Annotated in this window: 25 protein-coding genes; 19 read left to right on the top strand and 6 right to left on the bottom strand. The window is 72.3% G+C overall.

What is annotated here, in order from left to right; genetic code table 11:
* Positions 1-4 precede the first annotated feature (4 nt).
* The 4 genes from obgE to BMY89_RS22550 all read left to right on the top strand — a co-directional run bounded on the left by obgE (position 5) and on the right by BMY89_RS22550 (position 3648).
* Positions 5-1456 (top strand): GTPase ObgE, encoded by a 1452-nt coding sequence (obgE, locus tag BMY89_RS22565; protein WP_092382024.1) that lies wholly within the window; start codon positions 5-7, stop codon positions 1454-1456.
* A 290-nt stretch (positions 1457-1746) separates the two neighbouring features.
* Positions 1747-2517: a hypothetical protein gene (locus tag BMY89_RS22560; RefSeq protein WP_092382072.1), complete on the top strand. Its 771-nt coding sequence runs from the start codon at positions 1747-1749 to the stop codon at positions 2515-2517.
* Positions 2518-2548: 31 nt separating this feature from the next.
* Positions 2549-3001 (top strand): phage holin family protein, encoded by a 453-nt coding sequence (locus BMY89_RS22555; protein WP_092382023.1) that lies wholly within the window; start codon positions 2549-2551, stop codon positions 2999-3001.
* A complete protein-coding gene (locus BMY89_RS22550) occupies positions 2998-3648 on the top strand; it encodes a DUF3618 domain-containing protein (RefSeq protein ID WP_092382022.1) in 651 nt (216 codons plus the stop codon). Before BMY89_RS22555 ends, BMY89_RS22550 begins: the two co-directional genes overlap by 4 nt.
* 183 nt (positions 3649-3831) lie before the next feature.
* On the opposite strand, the gene BMY89_RS22545 is transcribed toward BMY89_RS22550, so the two are convergent.
* A complete protein-coding gene (locus BMY89_RS22545; RefSeq protein ID WP_092382021.1) occupies positions 3832-5079 on the bottom strand; it encodes a cytochrome P450 in 1248 nt (415 codons plus the stop codon).
* A gap of 277 nt (positions 5080-5356) precedes the next feature.
* Between BMY89_RS22545 and BMY89_RS22540 the strand changes: the two genes are divergently transcribed.
* Positions 5357-5740: a hypothetical protein gene (locus tag BMY89_RS22540; protein ID WP_092382020.1), complete on the top strand. Its 384-nt coding sequence runs from the start codon at positions 5357-5359 to the stop codon at positions 5738-5740.
* Positions 5741-5749: 9 nt separating this feature from the next.
* On the opposite strand, the gene BMY89_RS22535 is transcribed toward BMY89_RS22540, so the two are convergent.
* Positions 5750-5968, bottom strand: a complete 219-nt coding sequence (locus tag BMY89_RS22535) for a DUF397 domain-containing protein (protein ID WP_092382019.1) — start codon at positions 5966-5968, stop codon at positions 5750-5752.
* 69 nt (positions 5969-6037) lie between these two features.
* Between BMY89_RS22535 and pepN the strand changes: the two genes are divergently transcribed.
* The 10 genes from pepN to BMY89_RS22485 all read left to right on the top strand — a co-directional run bounded on the left by pepN (position 6038) and on the right by BMY89_RS22485 (position 17362).
* Positions 6038-8551: an aminopeptidase N gene (pepN, locus tag BMY89_RS22530; protein WP_092382018.1), complete on the top strand. Its 2514-nt coding sequence runs from the start codon at positions 6038-6040 to the stop codon at positions 8549-8551.
* A gap of 69 nt (positions 8552-8620) precedes the next feature.
* Positions 8621-9217 carry a nicotinate-nucleotide adenylyltransferase gene (gene nadD, locus BMY89_RS22525; RefSeq protein ID WP_092382017.1) on the top strand — a complete coding sequence of 199 codons (597 nt, stop codon included), beginning with the start codon at positions 8621-8623 and terminating at the stop codon, positions 9215-9217.
* Between the two features lie 110 nt (positions 9218-9327).
* A complete protein-coding gene (gene rsfS, locus BMY89_RS22520) occupies positions 9328-9732 on the top strand; it encodes a ribosome silencing factor (protein WP_092382016.1) in 405 nt (134 codons plus the stop codon).
* A complete protein-coding gene (locus tag BMY89_RS22515; protein WP_092382015.1) occupies positions 9729-10394 on the top strand; it encodes a histidine phosphatase family protein in 666 nt (221 codons plus the stop codon). Before rsfS ends, BMY89_RS22515 begins: the two co-directional genes overlap by 4 nt.
* Positions 10395-10443: 49 nt before the next feature.
* The gene (locus BMY89_RS22510) at positions 10444-11295 is read left to right on the top strand and encodes a DegV family protein (RefSeq protein ID WP_092382014.1); all 852 of its coding nucleotides are present in this window, start codon (positions 10444-10446) and stop codon (positions 11293-11295) included.
* Positions 11296-11444: 149 nt separating this feature from the next.
* Complete coding sequence (locus BMY89_RS22505) at positions 11445-12212, top strand: SDR family NAD(P)-dependent oxidoreductase (protein WP_092382013.1); 768 nt, start codon at positions 11445-11447, stop codon at positions 12210-12212.
* Between the two features lie 134 nt (positions 12213-12346).
* The gene (locus BMY89_RS22500) at positions 12347-13264 is read left to right on the top strand and encodes a ComEA family DNA-binding protein (RefSeq protein ID WP_092382012.1); all 918 of its coding nucleotides are present in this window, start codon (positions 12347-12349) and stop codon (positions 13262-13264) included.
* A gap of 98 nt (positions 13265-13362) precedes the next feature.
* Entirely contained in the window at positions 13363-15726 is a 2364-nt protein-coding gene (locus tag BMY89_RS22495; RefSeq protein WP_232521497.1) for a ComEC/Rec2 family competence protein, read from the top strand.
* 128 nt (positions 15727-15854) lie between these two features.
* On the top strand, positions 15855-16835 hold the full coding sequence (holA, locus tag BMY89_RS22490; RefSeq protein WP_092382011.1) for a DNA polymerase III subunit delta: 981 nt from the start codon (positions 15855-15857) through the stop codon (positions 16833-16835).
* A complete protein-coding gene (locus BMY89_RS22485; protein WP_232521492.1) occupies positions 16832-17362 on the top strand; it encodes a hypothetical protein in 531 nt (176 codons plus the stop codon). Before holA ends, BMY89_RS22485 begins: the two co-directional genes overlap by 4 nt.
* 126 nt (positions 17363-17488) lie before the next feature.
* Here the strand turns inward: BMY89_RS22485 and rpsT are convergent, their stop codons facing one another.
* Together rpsT and BMY89_RS22475 are read right to left on the bottom strand one after the other, a co-directional pair.
* Positions 17489-17755 (bottom strand): 30S ribosomal protein S20, encoded by a 267-nt coding sequence (rpsT, locus tag BMY89_RS22480; protein ID WP_092382010.1) that lies wholly within the window; start codon positions 17753-17755, stop codon positions 17489-17491.
* A gap of 233 nt (positions 17756-17988) precedes the next feature.
* Positions 17989-18975 (bottom strand): phosphotransferase family protein, encoded by a 987-nt coding sequence (locus tag BMY89_RS22475; protein WP_232521491.1) that lies wholly within the window; start codon positions 18973-18975, stop codon positions 17989-17991.
* A gap of 88 nt (positions 18976-19063) precedes the next feature.
* Between BMY89_RS22475 and BMY89_RS22470 the strand changes: the two genes are divergently transcribed.
* From BMY89_RS22470 to BMY89_RS22455, 4 genes are all read left to right on the top strand, one after another.
* On the top strand, positions 19064-19597 hold the full coding sequence (locus BMY89_RS22470) for a DUF4240 domain-containing protein (RefSeq protein ID WP_092382008.1): 534 nt from the start codon (positions 19064-19066) through the stop codon (positions 19595-19597).
* Positions 19598-19702: 105 nt separating this feature from the next.
* Complete coding sequence (lepA, locus tag BMY89_RS22465; protein WP_092382007.1) at positions 19703-21580, top strand: translation elongation factor 4; 1878 nt, start codon at positions 19703-19705, stop codon at positions 21578-21580.
* A gap of 203 nt (positions 21581-21783) precedes the next feature.
* Positions 21784-22074 (top strand): GlsB/YeaQ/YmgE family stress response membrane protein, encoded by a 291-nt coding sequence (locus BMY89_RS22460; RefSeq protein ID WP_092382006.1) that lies wholly within the window; start codon positions 21784-21786, stop codon positions 22072-22074.
* A 253-nt stretch (positions 22075-22327) separates the two neighbouring features.
* Positions 22328-22612 (top strand): GlsB/YeaQ/YmgE family stress response membrane protein, encoded by a 285-nt coding sequence (locus BMY89_RS22455; protein WP_092382005.1) that lies wholly within the window; start codon positions 22328-22330, stop codon positions 22610-22612.
* Between the two features lie 95 nt (positions 22613-22707).
* On the opposite strand, the gene BMY89_RS22450 is transcribed toward BMY89_RS22455, so the two are convergent.
* Both BMY89_RS22450 and BMY89_RS22445 read right to left on the bottom strand, forming a co-directional pair.
* The gene (locus BMY89_RS22450) at positions 22708-23613 is read right to left on the bottom strand and encodes a phytanoyl-CoA dioxygenase family protein (RefSeq protein WP_232521490.1); all 906 of its coding nucleotides are present in this window, start codon (positions 23611-23613) and stop codon (positions 22708-22710) included.
* Positions 23614-23831: 218 nt separating this feature from the next.
* The gene (locus BMY89_RS22445) at positions 23832-24695 is read right to left on the bottom strand and encodes a hypothetical protein (protein ID WP_092382003.1); all 864 of its coding nucleotides are present in this window, start codon (positions 24693-24695) and stop codon (positions 23832-23834) included.
* Positions 24696-24716 lie beyond the last annotated feature (21 nt).

Raw genomic sequence — 24716 nt, 5'->3', positions numbered from 1 at the left:
GCCCGTGGCGACGTTCGTTGACCGGGTCGTCCTGCACCTGCAGGCCGGCGATGGTGGGCACGGCTGTGTCTCGATCCACCGGGAGAAGTTCAAGCCGTTCGGCGGGCCGGACGGCGGCAACGGCGGGCACGGTGGCACCGTGTCGCTGGTGGTCGACCCGCAGGTGACCACCCTGTTGGACTTCCACTTCCGGCCGCACGTCAAGGCGGAGAACGGCAGAGGTGGCGCCGGGTCGAACCGGGACGGCGCGAACGGCCAGCACCTGGTGCTCAAGGTGCCGGACGGCACCGTCGTGCAGACCGTCGACGGCACCGTGCTGGCGGACATGGTCGGCGCCGGCACCACCTTCGAGGTGGCCCGGGGCGGGCGCGGTGGCCGGGGCAACGCCTCGCTGGCCAACGCCCGCCGCAAGGCACCCGGCTTCGCCGAGCTGGGCGAGCCGGGTGAGCAGTTGGACGTGGTGCTGGAGCTGAAGAGCGTCGCCGACGTCGGCCTGGTGGGCTTTCCGTCGGCCGGGAAGTCCTCGCTGATCTCGGTCATCTCGGCGGCCAAGCCGAAGATCGCGGACTACCCGTTCACGACCCTGGTGCCGAACCTCGGGGTGGTCCGGGTCGACAACCACACCTACACCGTCGCCGACGTGCCGGGCCTGATTCCGGGTGCCGCCACCGGCAAGGGGCTGGGGCTGGAGTTCCTGCGGCACGTCGAACGCTGCACGGTGCTGGTGCACGTGATCGACACCGCCACCCTGGAGCCAGGTCGGGACCCGCTCGCCGACATCGACACCATCGAGGCGGAGTTGGCCGCGTACGGCGGTCTGGCCGACCGGCCCCGGCTGGTCGCGTTGAACAAGGTCGACGTGCCCGACGGCCGCGACCTCGCGGAGATCGTCCGGCCCGACCTTCAGGCGCGTGGCCTGCGGGTGTTCGAGGTTTCGGCGGCCACCCGGGAGGGGCTCAAGGAGTTCACGTACGCGATGGCGGAGCTGGTTGAGCAGGCGCGGGCGGCGACGCCGCCGGCCGAGCCGACCCGGATCGTGATCCGGCCGAAGGCGGTCGACGACGCGGGCTTCACCGTCGAGGCGGCCGATGACGGCTCGTACACCGTGCGGGGTGCCCGCCCGGAGCGGTGGGTACGTCAGACGAACTTCGACAACGACGAGGCGGTCGGCTACCTGGCGGACCGGCTGGCCCGTCTCGGCGTCGAGGACCAGCTGGCCAAGGCGGGCGCCCAGCCCGGTGACCTGGTCCGCATCGGTGAGCGCGAGTTCGACTGGCAGCCGGCGCTGTACGCCGGGGTCGACTTCGTGCCCGGTTCCCGCGGGCGCGACGTGCGGCTGGAGGACCAGGTGACCAGGGCCGGCGCCGCCGAGCGGCTGGCGGCCCGTAAGGCCCGTCGGCAGCGGCCGGAGGACGAGATCGCGGCGACGGCCGACGGCGGGGAAGACGCCGAGTAGCATCGACGCGCTCCGAGATGGGGCGACTGCTGGTTCCCAGCGGGCGGCCGGACGGGCCTGGTGCCCCCGGCCGCCCGCTGGTTGAAGCCGGGGCACCGCAGGGCGGTCGCGTTGCGTGCTCCGAGGCGAGCCCGTCGACCCTCCATCCGGTGGCCGGACGGACCGTTCCGCGAAGAATTACCGAATCGCGCATGGGCGCGAATGCGCAGGGTAGGTCATTGAGTGGCGGCGGCGACATCACCCGCCGCACCCCGAACACCCGCGACAACCCCCGTAGCGGAAGGGACACCATGACCTACGATCTGTCAACCACGCCCGCGACCCACGGGTCCGATTCGACGAACGGTAGCGGCATCCGGGAGCAGGCCCGGCAGGTGGGCTCGGAGGCTGCGCATGCCGGTGGCGCGGTTGCCGATACCGCCCGTGAGCAGGGCCGGCTGGTGGGCCGGGAGGCGGCCCACCAGGCCCGTGACCTGTACGGCGAGGCCCGCACCCAACTCGTCGGCCACGCCGGTGAGCAGCAGCGCCGCGCGGCCGGCGGCCTGCGCTCCCTGGCCGACGAGATGCGGTCGATGGCCGACAACGGCGGCCAAGCCGGCCCGGTGAGCGAGCTCGCCCGTCAGGCCTCCGACCGGGTGCACGGCCTGGCCGGTTGGCTGGACCGCCGCGAGCCGGGTGACCTGCTCACAGAGGTACGTGACTATGCGCGCCGCAACCCCGGCACCTTCCTTGCCGGCGCGGCCCTGCTCGGTGTGGTGGCCGGCCGACTGACCCGCAACCTGTCCGGGGCGGCCGGTGACGATCGTCCCGGCCATGTGCCGGCTGGCGACCCGGCATCCGACCCCGACCGCACCGCGGTCCGGCCGACGCCGACCCCGTCGCCCGCTGCGCACACCGGATCGGACGCTGTGACTCCGGCCGGCCACCCCGATTCGCTCGCGCACCCCACCGAATTCCGTCCGGCCAGCGACGCCTATTCCGGCACGGACACGCCGCTACGTCCGGTGAACCAGACCGACCCGCTCCCCGGGGTGCCATCGAGCGGCGCCACCCGCCCGTGAGCGCCCCACTCATCCGAAGGGAGGCGACGGGATGACCGCGCCGACGCAGAATTCCGGACCGGGCGCCGGGTACCAGCCGCCCGCGGCGGAACAGGTGAAGAGCAGCTCCATCGGGGAGCTGATGCGCGAGGTCACCAGTGATCTGTCCACCTTGATGCGACAGGAGGTGGAGCTCGCCAAAGCCGAGATCCGCCAGGAGGGTAAGAAGGCGGGCAAGGCCGCCGGCTTCTTCGGCGGCGCCGGCTTCGGCGGGTACATGGTTGCCCTGTTCCTCTCGCTGGCCCTCTGGGCCGGGCTGTCCAACGTGATGGACGCCGGCTGGGCCGGGCTGATCGTGGCCGTCCTCTGGGCCGCGATCGCGGCGCTCCTCTACACCATGGGCCGCAAGAACGCGGAGCGCATCCGCGGGCTGAAGCAGACCAACGACAGCGTGCAGCGCATCCCCGACGCGCTCAAGCCACACCCGGAGGGAGTTACCCGATGAGTACCGATCCCGACCAGATTCGCCGGGAGATCGAAGCCACCCGTAACGACCTGAGTTCCGACGTGGACGCTTTGGCGTACAAGGTCAGTCCGAGCCGCATCGTCGATGACCGTAAGCAGCGGGCGCGCACCGCGTTGCAGAATGTGAGGGACAGGGTTATGGGTACCGCATCCGACGTCGGCCACCGCACCAGTCAGAGTGCCCACTCGATCGGTGACCGCGCCTCGTCGGCGGCGTCCTCGATCGGCGACACCGCGCACTCGGCCGCCTCGACCGTGGGAGACGCGGCACAACGGGCGCCGCAGACCATCCGGCAGAAGTCGGAGGGCAACCCGCTGGCGGCCGGTCTCGTCGCCTTCGGCGTAGGCATGCTCGTCTCCTCCCTCATCCCGGCGACCCGCCGTGAGCAGCACCTCGCCGCGCAGGCGCGGGAGAAGGCCGGCGAGCACGGTTCAGTGGTGACCGAGAAGCTGTCTCAGGTGGCAAGCGAGGTCAAGGACGAGCTGCGCGCCCCGGCGGAGCGGGCCGCCGAGTCGGTGAAGGCCACGGCACAGGACGCGGCAAAGGCGGTCAAGGACGACACCCGCTCCGCCGCGCACGACGTGCAGGATCAGGCGCAGCACTCCCGGGACCAGGTGCGGTCCTGACTGTCAGGGCATCCACGCACTGATCGCGGCGGTACAGCCGCTGTCCCGGCGGTTGCCTCAGCTTCAGTCGGCAGGGGCCCCTCCTCAGCTTTCCGGCGAGGAGGGGCCCCTGCTGGCTGTCCGCTCCGGAGCCTCCGGCGGTGAGGTGGTCGCGGCGTGGGTGCCGCGGGAGTCGTCAGATGCTCAGCCGGTGCGGCGCACGTCGGTGACGACGAAACCACTGGCCGGCAGCGCCGGCATCCGGCTCAGGTCGATCGCGAGGTTCTGCGGGGGTACGTCGTACCGGATGGCCCCGGTCAGCAGGGTCACCGCCCGTTTCATCAGCTCAATGGTGATCCACTCGCCGGCGCAGCGGTGGCCGGTGAGGTGGCCCCCGCCGCCCTGTGGGATCAGCGTGAACGGGTCACCGCGCCAACCGGTGAAGCGTTCGGGTCGGAACAGGTCCGGTTCGGGCCACAGCGCGGGGTGGTGGTCGGTGCCGTAGAGATCCAGCAGCACCCGCCGGCCTTGGGGGAAGTGGTAGCCCTGCCATTGGAAGGAACGCCGGACCCGGGCGGCGGTCACCGGGAAGAACGGGTAGCAACGGCGCACCTCCTGCACGAACCGCTCGGTGCTGTCGTCGTCCTCGCGTACCCGCTGCCGCCAGGCGGGATGGTCGTGCAGGGCCAACGCGGCGAAGACCACGAGTCGGCCCACGGCGACGGTCGGGCGGAGCACGTTGAGCAGCTCGACCGCGGCGACCCGGGGGGCCAGCGGTCGACCGGCGTCGTCGCGGTGCTCGGCGATCACCCGCAGGGCGCTGCCCTCGGGCGCGGCGAGCGAGCCGTCGCGTACCCGCTCGACGAGGTCACCGGCCCAGCGCTCGCCGCGCAGCCGACCCAGCCGGCCACGCCAGTGCCGGGGACCGAGCGCCGCGGCACTGTCGATCATGGCTTTCAGGTCCGTGGCTCGCCGGTCCAGCTCGCCGGCGGCCAGGGGCACCCCGGCCCAGTCGCAGACCGCCCGGGTCAGCATCAGGGTGGCCTCGGGGTGCAGGGTGACCGGTCCGGCCAGCTCCCAGGCGGGGATCCGGGCCTGCCACTCGTCGGCGAAGAGCTGCCCGAGGTGCTGCACGGCGGACGGCGTCATCAGCGACATGAACATGGCCTTGCGGCGCTGGTGGGCGTCGCCGTCGAGGCCCTGTACCCCGCCCCGTCCGGTCAGCGTCCGCTGGCCCCGCAGCGGCATGGCGCCCTCGCGGACGAATCGGTCGACGTCGTAGAAGAGCTCGACGGCGGCCCGGCCACGCAGGCAGATCGTCGGTTCCAGCAGGAGCCGGGTCTGGAAGATGTCGCTGCCGTACCGCTCGCATCGATCGCCGACGAACCGGTAGCCGGCCCGCAGGAAGGACAGGGTGCTGTCCGGGCTGCGGTCCGTCGGAATGGTCGCCATCGAGGCCCCCTGCCGCCGAGCGGAGCCGACACCGACCCGGCTTATTTGTCCGTTATCGGCATATTCTATCCGTTTCTGGACGGCAGGGACCTGCTCGGGCGAACCGAATGGGCGGCGGTGACGCCAGCGCCGCTGGCCCCTCCCAGGAGCGGACAAACCTGGTTCGCTGGGTCCAGCGGCGTCGCCACCGCCCGATCGGGGCGGTGACCCGGGGAGCACCCCGGGCGGCCAGCAGCCCGGCGCGCTGCACGGTTCGGCGCACGACGGGGGAGGACAGATGCGGGACAACAGGCCGGTGTACTGGCGGCGGTGGATGGCCGGGGCGGCCAACGGTGGCGGACCGCCGCTGGTGGCGCCGCCGCGCCGGACGCCCCGGCCGGACCGTTACTTCACGGTGCATCTCGGCTTCACCGCCGCCGATCTTGTCGCCGCGCGTGAGGTGGCGGTCAGCTACGCCGAGGCGTTGAGCATGCTTCGGCCGGAGCTGGCGATCGGGGCGTCCGCACTGTCGCCGGCCGACGCCTGGCAGCGGGCAGAGCGGCTGTTCTGCGGGTCGCTCGGGCCCGACGGGGATCGCTGCACCGACGTGGCCGGCCATCCCGGTTTCCATCACGCGCCCGGGCCCGGTGGCCTGGGCTGGGGCGACGGCGACCTTGGCTAGCGGGGCGGTTCAGTCCAGGTCGAACTCGCCGTCCTGGGCGCCGGCGACGAAGGCGTCCCACTCGGCCTGGGTGAACACCAGCACCGGGCCGTCCGGCTCGGCGGAGTTGCGCATGCCGATGAGGTCGTCGACGAAGGCGACCTCCACCGCCGCCTCCGAGGTGTCGCCCTCGGCCCGCTGCCAGACTGCCCGAGCGAGGTCGAAGTCACCCTTGGGGTGCGCTGTCATGGTCCAGTCCTCCAGTACCAGGGGGGAATGGGGAAGTGGGTTCGTTCCCTCATCGGGCAGGATAAGCGGATGCCGAGCTTGAGCCGTGCAGAGTCGATTGCGCGTGGCGCGTCGATCACCGTCGCGTCCTACCAGGTGGACCTCGACCTGACCGGGGGCGGCGAGCGCTTCCACTCGCACGTCACGATCCGGTTCCGGGCCACCGGCACCGAGAGCTTCGCCGAGGTCAAGCCCGCGAAACTGCTGTCGGTACGCCTCAACGACACCGACCTCGACCCCGCCGCGCTGACCGACAACCGGCTGCCGCTGACCGGGTTGGTCGAGGAGAACACGCTGACCGTCGAGGCGGAGATGGCGTACACGAACACCGGCGAGGGGATGCACCGCTTCGTCGACCCCGCAGACGGCGAGACCTACCTGTACGCGATGTCCTTCCTGGACGACGTGCAGCGCATCTTCGCCGCCTTCGACCAGCCCGACATGAAGGCGCCGGTCACCCTGTCGGTCACCGCGCCGGAGCACTGGACGGTGGCGGCCAACGCCGAGCTGGCCGCCCGCCCGGGCCCGGGGCGCTGGGAGTTCGCCCCCACCCTGCCGATCGCGACGTACTTCTTCACGCTGATCGCCGGGCCCTGGCACGTCCGCCGGGACAGCCACGACGGGATTCCGTTGGGGGTCTACTGCCGCCGATCCCTCGCCGAGCACCTGGACACCGACGCGGCGGAGATCTTCACCGTCACCCGGCAGTGCCTGGACCGGTTTCACCAGCTGTTCGACGAGCGCTATCCGTTCGGCAAGTACGACCAGGCGTTCGTGCCCGAGTTCAACGCCGGTGCGATGGAGAATCCCGGCCTGGTCACCTTCCGCGACGACTACGTCTTCCGGTCGGCGGTCACCGACAGTGAGCGCGAGCTGCGCGCCACCACCATCGCCCACGAGATGGCCCACATGTGGTTCGGTGATCTGGTCACCATGCGCTGGTGGGACGACCTGTGGCTGAACGAGTCGTTCGCGGAGTACCTCGGCACCCGGGTCACCGCCGAGGCGACCCGGTTCGACCGGGCGTGGACGACCTTCGCGCTGCGCCGCAAGGCCTGGGGCTACGCGGCGGACCAGCGGCCCTCCACCCACCCGGTGGCACCTGAGCGGGTGGCCGACGCCGCCGAGGCGCTGCTCAACTTCGACGGCATCTCCTACGCCAAGGGCGCCAGCGTGCTGCGGCAGTTGGTGGCGTGGCTCGGCGACGAGGCATTCCTGGCCGGCCTCAACGACCACTTCGCCCGGCACCGCTTCGGCAACGCCACACTCGCCGAGCTCATGGAGAGCCTCTCCGCCCGCAGCGGCCGGGACCTGGGCGACTGGGCGGCGGCCTGGCTGCGTACCGCGCAGGTCAACACGCTGCGGGCCGAGGTGGCCGTGGACGCTGACGGCCGCTACACCGAGGTCGCCATCGCGCAGACCGCGCCCGCGACCCACCCGGTGCTGCGCCCGCACCGCCTCGGTGTCGGCCGGTACGCCGTGGACGGCACCGCTGTCCGGGTCGAGCTCGACCTCGACCCGAAGACCGACAACGGGCGGACGCTGCTCGCCGGGCTGGCCGGTGAACCGGCGGCGGCGGTCCTGCTGCCCAACGACGGGGACCTGACCTTCGCCAAGATCCGCCTGGACGCCGCCTCGGCCGACGCCGTGTCGCTGCTGCTGCCCCGCCTGCCCGACCCGCTGGCCCGCGCCCTGCTCTGGGGGGAGGCGTTGGACGCGGCGACCGACGGCGAGCGACCGGTCACCGGGGTGGTCGACCTGATCAGCGCGGCGTTGCCGGCCGAGCGGGAGGTGATCATCGTCGAGGACGTGCTGACCCTGAGCCGTTCGCTGATCGACCGGTACCTCGACCCGCTGGCGCGGCAGGCCGCCCTGGCCCGGGTCGCCGAGTCCTGCCGTCGGCTGCTCGACGGTGCCGCGCCGGGGGAGTCGTTGCAGCTGGCGGCGGCCCGTGGCCTGATCGCCACGACCACCGACGTCGACCTGCTCGTCGGCTGGCTCGCCGGCCGGGACGTGCCCGCCGGCCTGGCCGTCGACACCGAGCTGCGTTGGACGGTGCTCGGCCGGTTGGTGGTGCTGGGCGCGGTCGGCGAGGCCGAGATCGCGGCGGAGGCGGCCGCCGACCCGAGCGCCGCCGGCGCGGAGCGGGCGGCCCGGAGCCGCGCCGCCCTGCCCGACCCGGCCGCCAAGCAGGCCGCGTGGGAGATCATCGTGTCGAACACCGAGCTGTCCAACCGGCTGATCGAGGCGACAGCGGAGGGTTTCTGGCAGCCCGAGCAGCTGGCGTTGACCGCCGACTACGTGGGGCGTTACTTCGCCGACATGCCGGCCGCCGCTCGGCTGCGTACGCCCTGGGTGGCCGAGGATGTCGCCAAGCTGGCCTTCCCCCGTCACGCCGTGTCCCAACCGACCCGGGAGGCGGCCGCGGCGCTGCTGGCCCGCGACGACCTCACGCCGGGGCTGCGCCGGGTGGTCGTCGACGCCGACGACGATCTACGGCGGGCCCTGGTGGCACGGACGGCGGTGGCCGCCACGACCGCCTGAGAGGAACCCACCGACACCGACGGTGGCGGCCGGGCCCGGCGGGCAGCGGACCGGGATTAGGATCATGGGGTGGCGGAAGACATCCGGCGGATCGGGATCATGGGCGGCACGTTCGATCCGATCCATCAGGGGCACCTCGTGGCGGCGAGCGAGGTGGCGGACCGGTTTGGGCTCGACGAGGTGATCTTCGTGCCGACGGGGCAGCCGTGGCAGAAGGCGAACGTCCCGGTCAGCTCGGCCGAGGACCGCTACCTGATGACCGTGGTCGCCACCGCCTCCAACCCCCGGTTCCAGGTCAGTCGGGTGGACATCGACCGGGGCGGCCCCACCTACACGGTGGACACCCTGCGTGATCTGCGCGCCCTCTACGGCCCGAAGACGCAGTTGTTCTTCATCACCGGCGCGGACGCCCTGGACCGGATCCTCAGCTGGAAGGACCTCGACGAGATCTTCGAGCTGGCCCACTTCATCGGGGTCACCCGGCCCGGGTTCGAGCTGACCGACGCTCACCTGCCGGCCGACACGGTCAGCCTGGTGCAGGTGCCGGCCATGGCGATCTCGTCCACCGACTGTCGGGCGCGGGTCGCGCGTGGCGAACCGATCTGGTACCTGGTGCCGGACGGTGTGGTGCAGTACATCGCCAAGCGGCAGCTGTACCGGGAGTGATACGCCCCGGTGTGGGGGTTTTCGTGCCTGTTTTCGGCTGAAACTGGCAGGTCGCGATTCCGAGGCGTGTGAGAGGCTGGAAGCATCGCACGGTTGATCGAAGGAGAACGGTGACAGTTTCCGAACGCGCTCACGAGCTGGCAATTGCCGCCGCTCAGGCCGCGGCCGACAAGAAGGCTCAGGACATCGTCATCATCGACGTGGGTGACCAGCTCGCCATCACCGACGCGTTCCTGCTCGCCGCGGCCCCGAACGAGCGTCAGGTGCTGGCCATCGTCGACGCCGTCGAGGAGGCACTGCTCAACCTGCCGGAGAAGGCGAAGCCGGTGCGGCGGGAGGGTGAGCGCGGGGGCCGCTGGGTGCTGCTCGACTACGTCGACATCGTGGTGCACGTCCAGCACACCGAGGAACGCGAGTTCTACGCCCTCGACCGGCTCTGGAAGGACTGCCCGACCATCCCGTTCGTCGACCGGGACCTCGCCAGCGCCGAGGCCGCCGCCGGATCGGGCGAGTGACCAGGCTGATCATCTGGCGGCACGGCAACACCGACTGGAACGCCGCCAGCCGGGTCCAGGGCCAGACCGACGTACCGCTCAACGACCTCGGCCGGGAGCAGGCGCGGACCGCCGCGCCGCTGCTGGCCGCGTTGCGTCCGGACGCCCTCGTCGCCAGCGACCTGAGCCGCGCGGCGGAGACCGCCGCCGCGCTGGCCGCGCTGACCGGTCTGCCGGTGCGCTCCGACACCCGGCTGCGGGAGCGCCACTTCGGGAGCTGGCAGGGTCTGCTGCTCACCGAGGTGGCCGAGCGGTTCCCCGAGGAGTACGCCCGCTGGCGGGCCGGTGATCCCGACCCGGGCGCGGACGTCGAGCCGCTGGACGACCTGGGCAAGCGGATCGGCACCGCGTTGCAGGAGACCGCCGACGAGGTGAGTGGTGGGACGGTGGTGATCGCCACCCACGGCGGCGCGGCCCGCCAGGGCTGCGGGCAGTTGCTCGGCTGGGACCACGGGGTGCTGCGCTCCGTCGGCTCGCTGCGCAACTGTCACTGGACCGAGCTACGTCACGACGCCGCGCGTGGCTGGCACCTGCGCTCCCACAACGTGGGTCCGACGGACCTCGCCGTAGCTCCGGCCGGCAACGCCGCGCCCGCCGTCCCGGTCGCCGCCGAACCGGTCTGAGCCGACGCGGCCGGGCAGCCATCCAGCTTGATCGGCTAACGTGCCGGGCATGCCCGTCGCGGTCGTGACCGATTCCACCGCCTACCTGCCCGCCGAGCTGATTCCGACGCACCGGCTGACCGTGGTGCCGCTGACCGTGGTGCTCAACGGTGTCGAAGGCCTGGAGGGGGTGGAGACCTTCCCGGAGGACGCCACCCGTGCGCTCGGCGGCCGGCGGGTCTCGGTGAGCACCTCCCGCGCGTCCCCCGAGCAGCTCGCCCGCACGTACCGCGAGCTGCTGGACGCCGGGGCGGAAGGCGTCGTCTCGGTGCACCTGTCGGCTGGGCTCTCCGGCACGGTGGAGGCCGCCGAGCTGGCCGCCGCCCAACTGGGTGACCGGGTGACCGTGGTGGACAGCCGCTCCTGCGGCATGGGTCTCGGCTTTCCGGTGATCGCCGCGGCCCGAGCCGCCGAGGAGGGCGCCGACCTGGCCGGCGTACGCGCCGCGGCCGTCGACGCCGTCGGGCGAACCAGCATCTACTTCTACGTCGACACCCTGGAGTTCCTGCGTCGGGGCGGCCGGATCAACGCGGCCGAGGCCCTGCTCGGCACGGCGCTCTCGGTCAAGCCGATCCTGCACATGCCGGACGGCAGCATCGTGCTGCGCGACAAGGTGCGCACCGCCAGCCGGGGCGTGGCGCGGCTGGTCGACCTGGCCGTCGAGGCGGCCGGCGACGAGCAGGTGGACCTGGCCGTACACCACCTCGCCGCGCCGCAACGGGCCGAGGCACTGCTCGGCGCCCTGACCGTCCGGCTCGGCGACCGCCTGCGCGGCGTCTACGTCTCCGAGGCCGGCGCGGCCGTCGCCGCTCACGTCGGCCCCGGCCTCGCCTGCGTGGTCATCCACCGGGTGGCCCCTTGATCGTCTGCGTCGTGGCGACGACACGCCGCTCGGCGAGTCACTGATCCGTAGCCGGCCAGGGTTGCCTCCCGGGAGTTGTCATGCGGTGCTTGCGGGGTGACGGTGGTGGCTGACGGGCGACGAAGCGGACCGGCTGGGAAGGTGGACGAATGTCCTGTGTGGTGACCGGCGGTGGGCGCGGGGTCGGGCGGGGAATCGTGGAACGGCTGCTCGCCGACGGCGGTACGGTCGTGGTGATCGAGCGCGATCCAGGCGCGTTGTCCTGGGTGGAGCGGCACACCGGGCCAGGCCGGCTGGTGGCGGTGGTCGGTGACGCCGCCGACGAGGGCGTCGCCGGCCGCGCCGCCGACCTGGCGGAGCGCGCCGCGCCGTTGACCGGCTGGGTGAACAACGCCGCCGTGTTCCGGGACGCCTCCGTGCACGACGCCCCGGTCGGCGAGGTCGTCGACCTGATCACCCGCAACCTGCGCCCCGCCGTGGTCGGATCCGCGACCGCGGTACGCCGATTCCTGGCCGCCGGAACCGGCGGCGCCGTGGTGAACATCTCGTCGCACCAGGCCAGCCGGCCGGTCCCTGGCTGCCTCCCGTACGCCACCGCCAAGGCCGCCGTCGAGGGGCTGACCCGGGCGCTTGCCGTGGAGTACGGCCCGCACGGCATCCGGACCAACGCCCTCGCGCTCGGGTCGGTGACCACGGAGCGACACGAGGCACTGCTCGCCGGTCTGGAGCCGGACCAGGCGCGGCGGATCCAGGCGGAGCTTGCCCGGCTGCATCCGGTGGGCCGGATCGGCCTTTCTCAGGACGTGGCGGAGGCGGTGGCGTACCTGCTCTCACCGACCGCCGGCTTCGTCAACGGGGTCACCCTGCCGGTCGACGGCGGGCGCTCCGCCCTCGGCCTGGACCCCGAATCCCGCTGACCGGTGGCGCCGGTGAGGGCGGCGGCATAGCACCAGGCGGGCATGATCAGGGCGTTGTCCACAGTGGGTCGGTCGTCCACAGCGCAGGCCCGCTCGACACCCGGGACCGGGCCGTGTCGTCCTAGCCTCGCGCCGTGCCCAACGACGAGGAAACCGCGGTACGGCAACGCCTGTGGCGGTTGATGCCCGGCGCGGCGGCGGACTGGCCGACCGCGCTGCTGCCCCTGCACGTCCCGCCCGACTCGACACCGACCTCGCCGTTCATGCCCGATCGGCACGCTACCTCCGATCCGGTGCGGGTGGCCGATCCGGTCCGCGTGGCCGATCCGGTCCGCGCGGCGAGGGAGGGCCTGGCGGAGCCCGGGCCGGAACAGCACGCCGACGAAACGCTGCCGGTGTCCCGGTTGCCCGGCCCGGGGGCGTTCGACCCGGGCCGGCGGGGAGTCCGGGCACTCGCGGCCGTCGCCGTCCTGGTGGTGCTCGGCGCCGGCATCTGGACGTGGCGGTCCCGACCGCAGGTGGAGCCGGTGGTCGCCGTGACCGGCGCCGCGGTGACACCGGATCCCAGCGGCCTGGCCGGTGACGAGTCGGCTGCGCCAGCCGAGGCACCGACCGGTGAACTGGTGGTCGCCGTCGCGGGAAAGGTCCGCCGGCCCGGGTTGGTGCGCCTGCCGAGCGGGTCGCGGGTCGCCGACGCAGTCGACGCGGCCGGTGGCGCGCTGCCCGGAGTCGACGTGGCGATGTTGAACCCGGCCCGAAAGGTCAGCGACGGGGAGCTGATCCTGGTCGGTGTGCCGGCACCCACGCCACCGGCGGGCGCTCCGCCCGTCGCCGGTCCGGGCAGCGATCCCGGCCCGGGCGGACGGGTCAACCTGAACACCGCGACACCGGCGCAGCTGGAGACGTTGCCCGGGATCGGGCCGGTGCTGGCCCAGCGGATCGTCGAGCACCGCGACCAGCACGGTGGCTTCCGGAGCGTCGGCGACCTGCGCCAGGTCAACGGCATCGGCGACGCGCGGTACGAGGAGCTCAAGGACCTGGTGACGGTGTGAGGTCCGGCTGGACAGCCGCGTCCGGGCCGGCGGGTCCGGTCGACGGCACGGTGCGGGCGGGCCGGGCGCACCCGGCAGAACCGGCGCCCGCTGGGGCGATCGGCGGCGCGGTCGCCCCCGACCTGCGGTTGGCCGGGCTCGCCGTGGCCGCCTGGCTCACCGCGCTGGCCGGGCTGTACCTCGACGCCCGGCGGTCGCTGCTGATGGGCGTCGTCGCGGCCGGCCTCGCCGGTCTGGCGGCGCTGCACGTGCTCGGGCTCGCCGGCCGCCCCGGCCGGCTCGTCCGGCGTCACGGCTGGATCGTGGTGGCGGTGCTGATCGGCGTGGTCTGCGGCGGGGCGGCCACCTCGTCCCGGTTGGCCGTGCGGGACGCGGAGCCGCTGCGCGCGCTGGTCGACGAACGAGCCGAGGTCACCGCCGAACTGGTCGTCCGGGATGACCCCAGGGCGGTACGCGGTGGCATCGTCGGCCGCCCGCCGACCCTGCTCGTGCCGGCGAGGCTGGTGAGCGTGACCGGCGGGTCGGGGCAGCGGATCGCCGTACCGGCGCGGGTGCTGGTGCTCGCCAACGATCCGGCCTGGCGGGAGCTGCTGCCCGGGCAACGGCTCACCGCCGAGGGGCGCCTGGCGCAACCACGCGGCGGTGACCTCACCGGCGCGGTGCTGATGGCCGTCGGCGCACCTGCCGGGCTCGGGTCCCCGTCGGCCCTGCAGCGGGCCGCCGGTCTCCTGCGGGCCGGCCTGCAGAAGGCGTGTGCGCCACTGCCCGACGATCCGGGCGGCCTGCTGCCCGGTCTGGTCGTCGGGGACACCAGCCAGTTGCCCGACACCGTGGAGGAGGACTTCCGGGCCACCGGGATGACGCACCTCAACGCCGTCTCCGGTTCCAACGTCGCGATCGTCGTCGGGGCGGTGCTGCTGGTCGCGCGCTGGGCCCGCGCCGGTCCGGCGCTGGCCGCAGGGCTCTGCGGGCTGGCCCTGGTGGGCTTCGTCATCCTGGTACGGCCGTCGCCGAGCGTGGTGCGCGCGGCGACCATGGGCGCGATCGGGCTCGCCGCGCTGGCCGCCGGCCGGCCCCGGGCGGCGGTGCCCGCGCTGGCTGCTGCCGTGGCGGTGCTGGTGCTGGTCGACCCCGAGCTGGCCGGGGACCCCGGCTTCGCGCTGTCCGTGCTGGCCACCGGCGGCCTGTTGCTGCTCGCTCCCGGCTGGCGGGACGGTCTGCGCCGATGGGGCGTACCGCCGGGTGTGGCCGAGGCGTTGGCGGTGCCGGCCGCCGCGCAGCTGGCCTGCTCGCCGGTGATCGCCGGCCTGACCGGCACGGTCAGCCTGGTGGCGGTGCCGGCCAACCTCCTCGCGGTGCCGGCGATCGCTCCGGCCACGGTGCTCGGGGTGGCGGCGGCGATCGTGTCACCGATCTGGCCGGCCGGTGCCGAGGTGGCCGCCTGGTTGGCGCACTGGCCGGCGTGGTGGCTGGTGCTGATCGCCCGGTACGGCTCCCGGCTCCCGGCGGGCAACCTGCCCTGGCCGGGTGGGGCGTCCGGGGCTCTCCTGCTGGCAGCGCTGACCGTGGTGCTGCTGGTCGTGGCCCGGCGACCCGTGGCACGTCGCCTGGTCGCGGTGCTCACCGTCGCGGTCATCGTCGGCACGCTGCCGGTTCGGGTGATCTCCCCCGGTTGGCCCCCGACCGGTTGGGTCGTCGCGGTCTGCGCGGTCGGTCAGGGCGACGCGGTGCTGCTGCCGGTGGCGGCCGGCGCAGCGGTCGTGGTCGACGCCGGCCCGGACCCGACGGCGGTGGACGGCTGCCTGCGCCGGCTCGGCGTCCGTAGGGTGCCGCTGCTGGTGGTCAGCCACTTCCATGTCGACCACACCGGCGGTGTCGCCGGGGTCTTCCGAGGGCGGCGGGTGGACACGGTGCTGACCCCGCAGTGGCCGGAGCCGGCGCTCGGGCGGGACCTGGTGCACACCACCGCCGCCACGAACGGCACCCCGGTGGTGGCCGCCCCGGCCGGGTGGCGTTACCGGGCCGGCGCGGTCGACCTTGTCGTCGTCGGACCGCCGTACCCGATGCGGGGAACCCGATCGGATCCGAACAACAACTCCCTGGTGCTGCGAGCAAGCGTCGCGGGAGTGCGGATCCTGCTGACCGGTGATGCCGAGACCGAGGAGCAGCAGGCGCTGCGGGAGCACCTGCCGCCGCAGGCGTTGCGGGCCGACGTGCTCAAGGTTCCGCACCATGGCAGCGCGTACCAGGATCCGGCGTTCCTGGACGCGGTCGCGCCCTCGGTCGCGTTGGTCCCGGTGGGCGCGGGCAACACGTACGGCCACCCCAACGAGGCGGTGCTGGCCCGACTGGCCCGGGGCGGGGCGCGGGTGCTGCGTACCGACGTCGACGGGGATGTGGCGGCGGTGCGGGGACCGGCCGGGCTCGCGGTGGTGACCGCCGGGTCGACCAGGGGCGGCTGACGCCATGAGCGATGGCGATTTATGGGTAAAGGAGCAAAAAGAGGTAGATGTCTGGATTTGCGTTGAGTGCGGGGCCTGCCGGCACAGTACCGACGAGCAGGCTGGACCAGGCAGCCGAGCGTGCGAATATGGGCGGCGTGACCGCCGCCAGTGCCGCTCCTATTGTGCTCGTCCTCGGCGACGAGGAGCTGCTCGCCACGCGTGCGCTGGCCGAAACCGTCGCCGCTGCCCGGGCCGCCGACCCTGGCGTCGACGTGCGCGAGTACCAGGCCGGCCAGCTCACCGTCGGCGAGATCGACGAGATGCTCAGCCCGTCGCTGTTCGGCGGGCGCCGGGTGCTGCTGCTCCGGTCCGGTCAGGACGCCCGCAAGGATCTGGTCGCCGCCCTGTTGTCGTACGCGAAGAATCCCGACCCGGAGGTGCAGCTCGTCGTGCAGCACCTCGGTGCGGCGAAGGGCAAGGCGTTCGCCGACGGGCTCAGGTCGGCCGGCGCCCAGGTCGTGCCGGCCGCCAAACTCAAGGGGCATCGCGACCGGGTCGCCTTCGTGCGCGACGAGATCCGCCGGGCCGGCGGTCGGTGCGCGGACGACGCCGCCGAGGCGCTGATCGCTGCGGTCGGCAACGACCTGCGGGAACTCGCCGCGGCCTGCGCCCAGCTGATCGCCGACACCGACGGCCGGATCGGCGCCGACACCGTCGCCCGTTACTACCGGGGTCGGGTGGAGGTGAGCGGCTTCACGGTAGCCGACGCCACGATGGTCGGCGACCTGCCGGGTGCGCTGGAGGCGCTGCGCTGGGCCCTGCACGTCGGCGTGGACCCGGTGCCGATCGCCGACGCCCTCGCCGACGGGATCCGGACGGTGGCCCGGGTCGCCTCGGCCGGCCGGGGCAGTCCGTATCAGCTGGCCAGCAGTCTGGGCCTGCCGCCGTGGAAGGTAGAGCGGGCCCAACGGCAGGCCCGCGGCTGGACGCCCGATGGGCTGGTCGAGGCCATGCGGGCGGCGGCGGAGTGCAACGCGGCGGTCAAGGGCGGCTCCGACGACCGGGCGTACGCGCTGGAGAGGGCCGTCTTCTCGGTGGCTGCGGCGCGGCAGGGTAGCGCCAGGTGAGCGGAGCCCTCCGTGGCTCGTGGGCCACCGTCCCGGCCGACGAACAGCGGTACCGCCCGCTCTACGCCCGGGTGCTCGGGCTGCGTTTCGTCAACCCGGGCGGGGTGCTCTGCTTCGTCTTCTTCGAGGGGACGATCGCGCTGGCGGCCCTGCTGGCGCTCGCCGAACTGGTGACCTGGTGGGCGGTGCTGGTGCTGCCTGCGGCGGTGGCGGTGATGGTCAAGCTCAACGACCTGGTGGCCGCCGTGGTGGTCCGTGCCGCCGCCGCCGTACCCGAACAGGAACGTGACCGGTTCCGGCGGCAGATGGAGCCGGTGGTCGGCCGAGCCCGGGTCGACTGGCTGCGGCACAGCGTGCCCGCAGCGGTGATCCGCGCGGAGCCACGGCCGGCCGAGCCTCCTGGCGTGGCGCGACCGGTGCGGCGCGCGGTGCCCTCCGGCGGGACCGAGCGGGATGCCGGCGGGCACGGACGCGACCCGGGGCCGGCGGCAGTGCGGCGACCGGGCACCGCCGAGCCCGGCTCCTGATCAGGCCGACGAGCGCGAGGCAGTACGGATCGACCCCGCGCCTGAAGCGGCGCGGGCCGGTGGGTGGACGTGCGGAAGCCCCGGGGCAGCAGCCCCGGGGCTTCCGTCAGGTCTGGGTCAGCCGGCTCAGGCGGCAAGCGACGCGACGCGCATGGCGATCGCGGACTTGCGGTTCGCAGCCTGGTTGCCGTGGATCACGCCCTTGCTGGCCGCCTTGTCCAGCTTGCGCGAGGCATCCTGCATGAGAGCGGTGGCCTTCTCGACGTCACCGGCCTCGGCAGCCTCGTGGAACTTCCGGATGGCGGTCTTCAGCGACGACTTGACCGACTTGTTACGCAGCCGGCGCTTCTCGTTCTGCCGGTTGCGCTTGATCTGGGACTTGATGTTCGCCACGCGACAGCCTCGTCTTGATAGCTCGGGTTGGTCAGCTTGTGCGCGCGACAAGCATGCGTCATCGCTGCGCGAAGAGCCAGGTTACCAGGTCGGTCCGGGACAGGCCAAAACGGCACCGATCATAGGCGTCGGACCGCGGTGCGGCCGTCAGCCGCCAACCCGTCAGCCCAGCCGTCAACTGCCGACTCGCCAGCCGTCAGCCGCCGGCACCAGGTTGGTGTCGCCGGTGGCGGTCAGGTCCAGCCCTGGCGGCGGGCCAGCCAGCCGAGCGCCTGCTCGCCGGTCCACCGCTGATGGGCGGGCAGGTGGGCCGATGCGGTCGAGGGCGCCGACGCGGCGGCGGTGAGGTGGTAGCCGGCCAGCGCGGCCAGCGTCACGTCGAGCGCGTCGGCCGGCGCGTCGGCGGCGGCGGGGTGCGTGTCGAAGAGCGAGTCGACGTCCAGCCCGCCCGCGTACCCGGTGATCAGCAGGCCGGCCAGGTCGAACCAGGCCGGTCCGTGACACAGCCACGGCCAGTCGCAGAACCTGGCGGAGCCGGAGCGGTCGATCAGCACGTTGTCGACCCGCAGGTCGCCGTGGGTCAGGCCGGTGGCGTCGGCGGCGTACCCGGGCAGGAGCGACTCCAGCGCGACCAGTTCGGTCAACCGTCCCCGGACCGGGTCGGGCAGCGGCGGCGCAGGTTCCCGGCCGGCGGCGACCTCAACCCACCACAGGATGTTGTCGCGGGCGAGGTCGGCGAGCCGGGGCAGCCCGAGGGAGGTCAACTCGGCGGGCGGGTCGGCGAGCGCGGCGGCGACGTCGGCGAAACCGGTGAGAGTGCTGGCCAGCTCGGCCGGATCCCAGGGCAATCGGGGGGTGCGTCCGTCGACGGGTTCGAGGCAGAGCGCGTACCAGCCCGCCTCGCACAGCGTCCAGCGCAGACCCGGCACCGGTAGCCCGGTGGGCAGCCGGGTGAGGATCGCCGCCTCCCGCGCGTACCAGTCGACCAGTCGGGGTTGCTCCGCGCGGGCCGCGGCCTTGACGAACGCGCTGGCACCGTCGGCCGTGCGCAGCACCGCGGCGAACCCGCGGGTGAAGCCGGCGCCCGCGACCCGGGCCTCGACCACCGGGGCGCCGAGCCGCGTCGCCACCGCGGCCCGCACCGACGCCGGCAGCGCCTCCCACCCGGGTCGCTGGGCGGTCGCGTGGTACGGCACGGGTGGCAGGGACGGATCGCTCACCCGCCCATGCTGCCCCGTCTCGTGCCGCCCCGGCGATACGCGGCGCGGATCCGGGTATCCGGGCCGGCGTCTGCGACACTGCCAGGCCATGAGGACCGAAGACTTCTGGCAGTTGATCGACCGCGCCCGTAGTGGCGGGGGAGAGCCGGACGACATCGCCGTCCGGGCGGTCGCGCTGCTCGCCGAGCGTGATCCGGAGGAGATCGTCGGGTACGCCGAGCATCAGCGGCGGGTGCTCGCCGCCTCCTACCGGGTCGATCTCTGGGGCGCCGCGTACCTGATCAACGGGGGTGCCTCCGACGACGGCTTCGAGTACTTCCGTGGCTGGTTGATGGCCCAGGGCCGGGAGGTCTTCGCCCGCGCGGTGGCCGACCCGGATTCGCTGGCTGAGCTGCCTGCCGTGCGGGCCGCCTCGCTCAGCGGCGAGGAGTTCGAGTGCGAGGACATGCTCGGCGTGCCGTGGGACGCGTACCGCAAGGCGACCGCGAGCGACCTCCCGGCGGACCGCGGGGTGGCACCTGAGCCGGACCTGAACGACTTCTGGGACTTCGACGACTCCGACGAGGCGCGGCGCCGGCTGCCCCGGCTCGCCGCCCTCTTCGCCGAGCCGCCGCAGGAGTGATCGGGCGGGGTTCGCCCGCGCGGTGGCTGCCCTTCGGGGACGTGGGAGCATAGAGGGGGCCGGCGGTGCCGGCCCGCTCACGTCAGCCGACCAGAACGGACCGCTGTGCCACCGACGCTCGATTCCGGCGCGAACGCTCCTGGTGCCACCGACCCGGCGCGGATCAGGAACTTCTGCATCATCGCCCACATCGACCACGGAAAGTCGACCCTGGCCGACCGGATGTTGCAGCTCACCGGCGTGGTCGATCCGCGGCAGATGCGCGCGCAGTACCTCGACCGGATGGACATCGAGCGCGAGCGCGGCATCACCATCAAGAGCCAGGCGGTCCGGATGCCGTGGACCATCGCCGAGGGTGAGCGGACCGGCGAGCAGGCCGTGCTCAACATGATCGACACCCCGGGGCACGTCGACTTCACCTACGAGGTGTCCCGGTCGTTGGCGGCCTGTGAGGGCGCGGTCCTGCTGGTCGACGCGGCCCAGGGCATCGAGGCGCAGACGCTGGCCAACCTCTACCTCGCGCTTGAGAACGACCTGAAGATCATCCCGGTGCTCAACAAGATCGACCTGCCGGCCGCCCAGCCGGAGAAGTACGCCGAGGAGTTGGCGCACCTGATCGGCGGCGATCCGGCGGACTGCATCAGGGTCTCCGGCAAGACCGGCGAGGGGGTGCCGTACCTGCTCGACGAGATCGTCCGGCAGTTCGTCCCGCCCGTCGGTGACGCGGACGCCCCGGCCCGCGCGATGATCTTCGACTCGGTGTACGACGTCTACCGGGGCGTGGTCACCTACGTCCGGGTGATCGACGGGCGGATCAGCGCCCGGGACCGGATCAAGATGATGTCCACCGCCGCCGTGCACGAGCTGCTGGAGATCGGCGTCATCTCTCCCGAGATGGTGAAGGCCAACGCGCTCGGCGTCGGCGAGGTCGGTTACCTGATCACCGGTGTGAAGGACGTCCGCCAGTCCCGGGTGGGTGACACGATCACCATCAACTCCCGGCCGGCGAAGGATGCCCTGGGCGGTTACAAGGACCCGAAGCCGATGGTCTACTCCGGGCTCTACCCGATCGACGGCTCGGACTACCCGAACCTCCGTGAGGCGCTGGACAAGCTCAAGCTCAACGACGCCGCGCTCGACTACGAGCCGGAGACCTCCGGTGCGCTCGGCTTCGGCTTCCGCTGCGGCTTCCTCGGCCTGCTGCACCTGGAGATCATCCGGGAGCGGTTGGAGCGCGAGTACAACCTCGACCTGATCTCCACCGCCCCGAACGTGGTCTACCGGGCCATCACCGAGGACGGTGAGGAGATCGTGGTGACCAACCCCAGCGAGTACCCCACCGGCAAGATCGCCGAGGTGTACGAGCCGGTCGTCCGCGCCACCGTGCTCACCCCGAACGACTACGTCGGTGCGGTGATGGAGCTGTGCCAGGGACGCCGCGGCAGCCTGCTCGGCATGGACTACCTCTCCGCCGACCGGGTGGAGCTGCGGTACACGCTGCCCCTCGCCGAGATCATCTTCGACTTCTTCGACCAGTTGAAGAGCCGGACCAAGGGGTACGCCTCGCTGGACTACGAGCCCTCCGGCGAGCAGGCGTCCGACCTGGTGAAGGTCGACATCCTGCTGCACGGTGAGCCGGTGGACGCGTTCAGCGCCATCGTGCACAAGGACAAGGCGTACGCCTACGGCACCACGATCGCCGCGAAGCTGCGCACCCTGATCCCGCGCCAGCAGTTCGAGGTGCCGATCCAGGCCGCCATCGGCAGCCGGGTCATCGCCCGGGAGACCATCCGGGCCATCCGCAAGGACGTGCTCGCCAAGTGCTACGGCGGTGACATCAGCCGCAAGCGCAAGCTGCTGGAGAAGCAGAAGGAGGGCAAGAAGCGGATGAAGATGGTGGGCCGGGTGGAGGTCCCGCAGGAGGCCTTCATCGCCGCGCTCTCCTCCGACTCCGGCGACGGCAAGGCCACCGGAAAGAAGTGACCGTGGCCCGGCGACGGGCGGCGACCCGATCCGCGTGACGGCGCGGGGTGAACCGATGTGCCATCGACGGACGACATGACCGGCGGTGGGTGGATGTGTGGCTGATCGGCGCTCTGGTCGGTTTGGGAATTCGGGGCCGAGGGAAATGGATCGGCACGACAGGAACCCGCCGAAGGACATCTTCTGTTAAGGAGACAGCCACTATGGAGCTCACCGTCTGGGGCATCATCACCGCGCTGTTCGTCGGTCTGATCATCGGTGCGCTGGGTCGCCTCGTGGTGCCGGGCCGGCAGGACATGCCGATCTGGCTGCACATGCTCATCGGTGTCGGCGCCGCGCTGCTCGGCACCGTCCTGGCCCGCGCGATGGGCATCGCCACGGTGACCGCCGGCATCGACTGGGCCGAACTCGCCGTGCAGGTCGCGCTGGCCGCGATCGCGGTGGCGCTGGTCGCCGGCGTGGGTAGCCGCCGTCGAGGCGTCACCCACCGGTAGAAACACCTCCGCCTCACGGGCGCCCGGCCATCATGGCCGGGCGCCCGTCGGCGTCTCGGGCAGCCCCGGAGAAGACTCGTCGGTACCCGGCGGCCAACCCGTTCTGGGATGTCTGATGCCCGCCGCGATCTCTCTGATCCACCGCGGCGTGTCAGCCGGAAAAGCCGGTTTGGGATCTTCGCGGGTCGGGCATTAGGCGGTCACGACAGGAACTCCACAGAATGTGGAACGTCTTTTGTGAAGGAGAGCGACCATGGAGCTCACCGTTTGGGGCATCATCACCGCGCTGATCGTCGGTCTGATCATCGGTGCGCTGGGCCGTCTGGTGGTGCCGGGCCGGCAGAACATGCCGATCTGGCTGCACATGCTCATCGGTGTCGGCGCCGCGCTGCTCGGTACGGTCATCGCCCGTGCGTCCGGTTTCGCGGAGACCGCCGGCATCGACTGGCGGGAGCTGATGCTCCAGGTGCTGCTGGCCGCCGTCGCGGTCGCGCTGGTCGTCGGTGTGGGCCGCGGTCGCCGGGGTGTCACCCGGTAACAGCTGAGTCTCGAAAGGCGCCCGACCGTCGAGGTCGGGCGCCTTTCGTGTGCGTACGTGCCGGCGGTTCCGCGCCGGCGGTGGTGCCGGGTTGTTCAGCGGAGCCAGGGGATGTTGCGGTCGAGCAGACCGCGCTCCTTGAGCTCCTTGCGCAGCGGGATCTCGTCGTCGATGTAGCCGTCCCAGTTGATGCCCCAGTAGTTCGCGGTGTGGGTGCCCTCACCGAGAAGCTGGCGCTGTACCGGCGTGCGGTTGCGGTACCACTCGCCGTCCTTGTCGGGGTGCAGCTCGTCGAGGGGCCGGATCCACCGGTAGGTGTAGCCGACGAAGAGCATCTTGCGGGTGATGTTCGACAGGTTGGTCGACCGGGAGTGCCACTGGCGGCGGTCGAAGATGAAGGCGTCACCCGGGTTGGCGGTGATCTCCACCGTGCCCTCCGGGTCCGGGTTGTGCACGCTGAGGTCCGTCGGCCGGGCCAGCGAGTTCCGCAGGTGACTGCCCGGGATGACCTTGGTCGCGCCCCGGCCGTTCTCCGACAGGTCGGAGAGGACGTAGGCGACCTTCAGCGAGAACATCGGCCGCGGCAGGTTCGGGTCCATCGTCTCCGGGTCGGAATTCTGCCGGTACCCGTCCTGGTGCCAGCCCCAGTACGGCTTCTCCGGCTCCAGCGCCGGCGGGGTGACGTCGAGGTGGTTGTGGTGGGTGTAGATGTTCCACCCGGCCAGACCCCACATGTAGGGGAATGCGATCGGGTGGGTGAGCAGTTCGCCGAAGAGCTCGTCCCGCTCAAGGAAGCCCAGCAGGTGCAGGGTGCCGTCCTTGGTGGTGTTGCCCTTGGCCTTCTCCTCCTCGTACACCCGGTCGACCGCGGCTTCGAGCGCGGCCCGGTGGTCCTCGGTCAGGACGTTACGCAGCAGGAGAAAACCCTGCTCATGAAACTCCTTGCGGTCGACGTCACTGATCGGTTCATATCCGGTCCGGTCGCCGTAGTCGAATGCCACGTCGTGCCCCTCCCCAAGAGGTGAAACCATTTCTGGCGCAGACGGCCGATCGTAACCCCTCCGCGTGCGTGGTTGGGGGTGCCCGGTCGCGATCTCACAGACGCCGCGACGGAAGGCGGTGGCGCGACTACGTGGCGTTGCGCGGCGCAGTGAGGCGGTGACATTGCGGAGCTTTTGCCGGATTTTGCGGTGACTGCGGGTAAGGAGATCGGGGTCCGTTACGCGTCCGCGAAGACCTCGGCCACGACCTCGGCGGGCTGCGCTGACCCGTCGCCGACCTGGCTCCAGGAGCCGGCCCGGTTGGTCCACTCCAGGTCGCCGAAGCGCACCCGCTTGACCCCGTGGTCGTTGGCGTGTGAGACCAGCCAGTGCGCGTAGCGCCAGCCCGCCCGCTGATCCACCGCGGCCACCGTGAGACCGGTCAGCCCCGCCGTGGTGGCCGCCGAGGTCAGCCCCCAGTCGAGGTTGAGCCCCCGGGTCAGCGCCACGGCGGCGGCCTCGCCGCGCATCGCCGGATCGCCGCCGAAGGTGCAGGCCACCGCGCCGGTGGCGTGGCCGAGCAGGGCGCGGGTGAGCACCTCCGACTCGTCGGCCCACTTCTCGTACGCCTCCGGAAAGGCCGAACGCTGCACCTTCTGCGCGGCGTCGGTGACCCGCATGTCCTCCCAGCCGCGCACCTTCTTGAGCGCGGCGTAGAACTTGTCGGCCGCGTATCGCGGATCGCGGATCTTGGCCGGGGTACCCCAGCCCTGGCTCGGCCGCTGCTGGAACAGCCCCACCGAGTCGCGGTCGCCGCCGGCCAGGTTACGCAGCCCGGACTCCTGGTAGGCGGTGGCCAGCGCCACCACCACGGCCCGGTCGGGCAGTTCGTGCTGAATGCCGATGGCCGCGATCGTCGCCGCGTTGGCCATCTGGTGCGAATCCAGGGTGACCTTCCCGTCGGCCTGCACCGTGCAGCTCCGGCCGGTCAACGGCAGCCGGATCCGCTCGCCGACCTGCCGCATCCCGAGAACGATCCCGAGCGCGGCGATCACCACGAGAACCACCAAACCGGCGACGACTGCCCGAGTCCGCACCCACACCTCCCGTACGACGGTCCGCCA

It is taken from the genome of Micromonospora phaseoli (assembly GCF_900109115.1).
In the GTDB taxonomy this organism is placed as follows: domain Bacteria; phylum Actinomycetota; class Actinomycetes; order Mycobacteriales; family Micromonosporaceae; genus Micromonospora; species Micromonospora phaseoli.
The sequence above is the reverse complement of the archived record's forward strand: the minus strand, read 5'-3'. Positions and strand labels throughout refer to the sequence as shown.

What these genes read in the sequence shown, in the direction of transcription:
- BMY89_RS22560 (WP_092382072.1), top strand. Translation starts at nt 1,747, where the DNA reads ATGACCTACGATCTGTCAACCACGCCCGCGACCCACGGGTCCGATTCG.
- BMY89_RS22555 (WP_092382023.1), top strand. Translation starts at nt 2,549, where the DNA reads ATGACCGCGCCGACGCAGAATTCCGGACCGGGCGCCGGGTACCAGCCG.
- BMY89_RS22550 (WP_092382022.1), top strand. Translation starts at nt 2,998, where the DNA reads ATGAGTACCGATCCCGACCAGATTCGCCGGGAGATCGAAGCCACCCGT.
- BMY89_RS22545 (WP_092382021.1), bottom strand. Translation starts at nt 5,079, where the DNA reads ATGGCGACCATTCCGACGGACCGCAGCCCGGACAGCACCCTGTCCTTC.
- BMY89_RS22540 (WP_092382020.1), top strand. Translation starts at nt 5,357, where the DNA reads ATGCGGGACAACAGGCCGGTGTACTGGCGGCGGTGGATGGCCGGGGCG.
- BMY89_RS22535 (WP_092382019.1), bottom strand. Translation starts at nt 5,968, where the DNA reads ATGACAGCGCACCCCAAGGGTGACTTCGACCTCGCTCGGGCAGTCTGG.
- pepN (WP_092382018.1), top strand. Translation starts at nt 6,038, where the DNA reads ATGCCGAGCTTGAGCCGTGCAGAGTCGATTGCGCGTGGCGCGTCGATC.
- BMY89_RS22510 (WP_092382014.1), top strand. Translation starts at nt 10,444, where the DNA reads ATGCCCGTCGCGGTCGTGACCGATTCCACCGCCTACCTGCCCGCCGAG.
- BMY89_RS22505 (WP_092382013.1), top strand. Translation starts at nt 11,445, where the DNA reads ATGTCCTGTGTGGTGACCGGCGGTGGGCGCGGGGTCGGGCGGGGAATC.
- holA (WP_092382011.1), top strand. Translation starts at nt 15,855, where the DNA reads ATGGGCGGCGTGACCGCCGCCAGTGCCGCTCCTATTGTGCTCGTCCTC.
- BMY89_RS22470 (WP_092382008.1), top strand. Translation starts at nt 19,064, where the DNA reads ATGAGGACCGAAGACTTCTGGCAGTTGATCGACCGCGCCCGTAGTGGC.
- BMY89_RS22460 (WP_092382006.1), top strand. Translation starts at nt 21,784, where the DNA reads ATGGAGCTCACCGTCTGGGGCATCATCACCGCGCTGTTCGTCGGTCTG.
- BMY89_RS22455 (WP_092382005.1), top strand. Translation starts at nt 22,328, where the DNA reads ATGGAGCTCACCGTTTGGGGCATCATCACCGCGCTGATCGTCGGTCTG.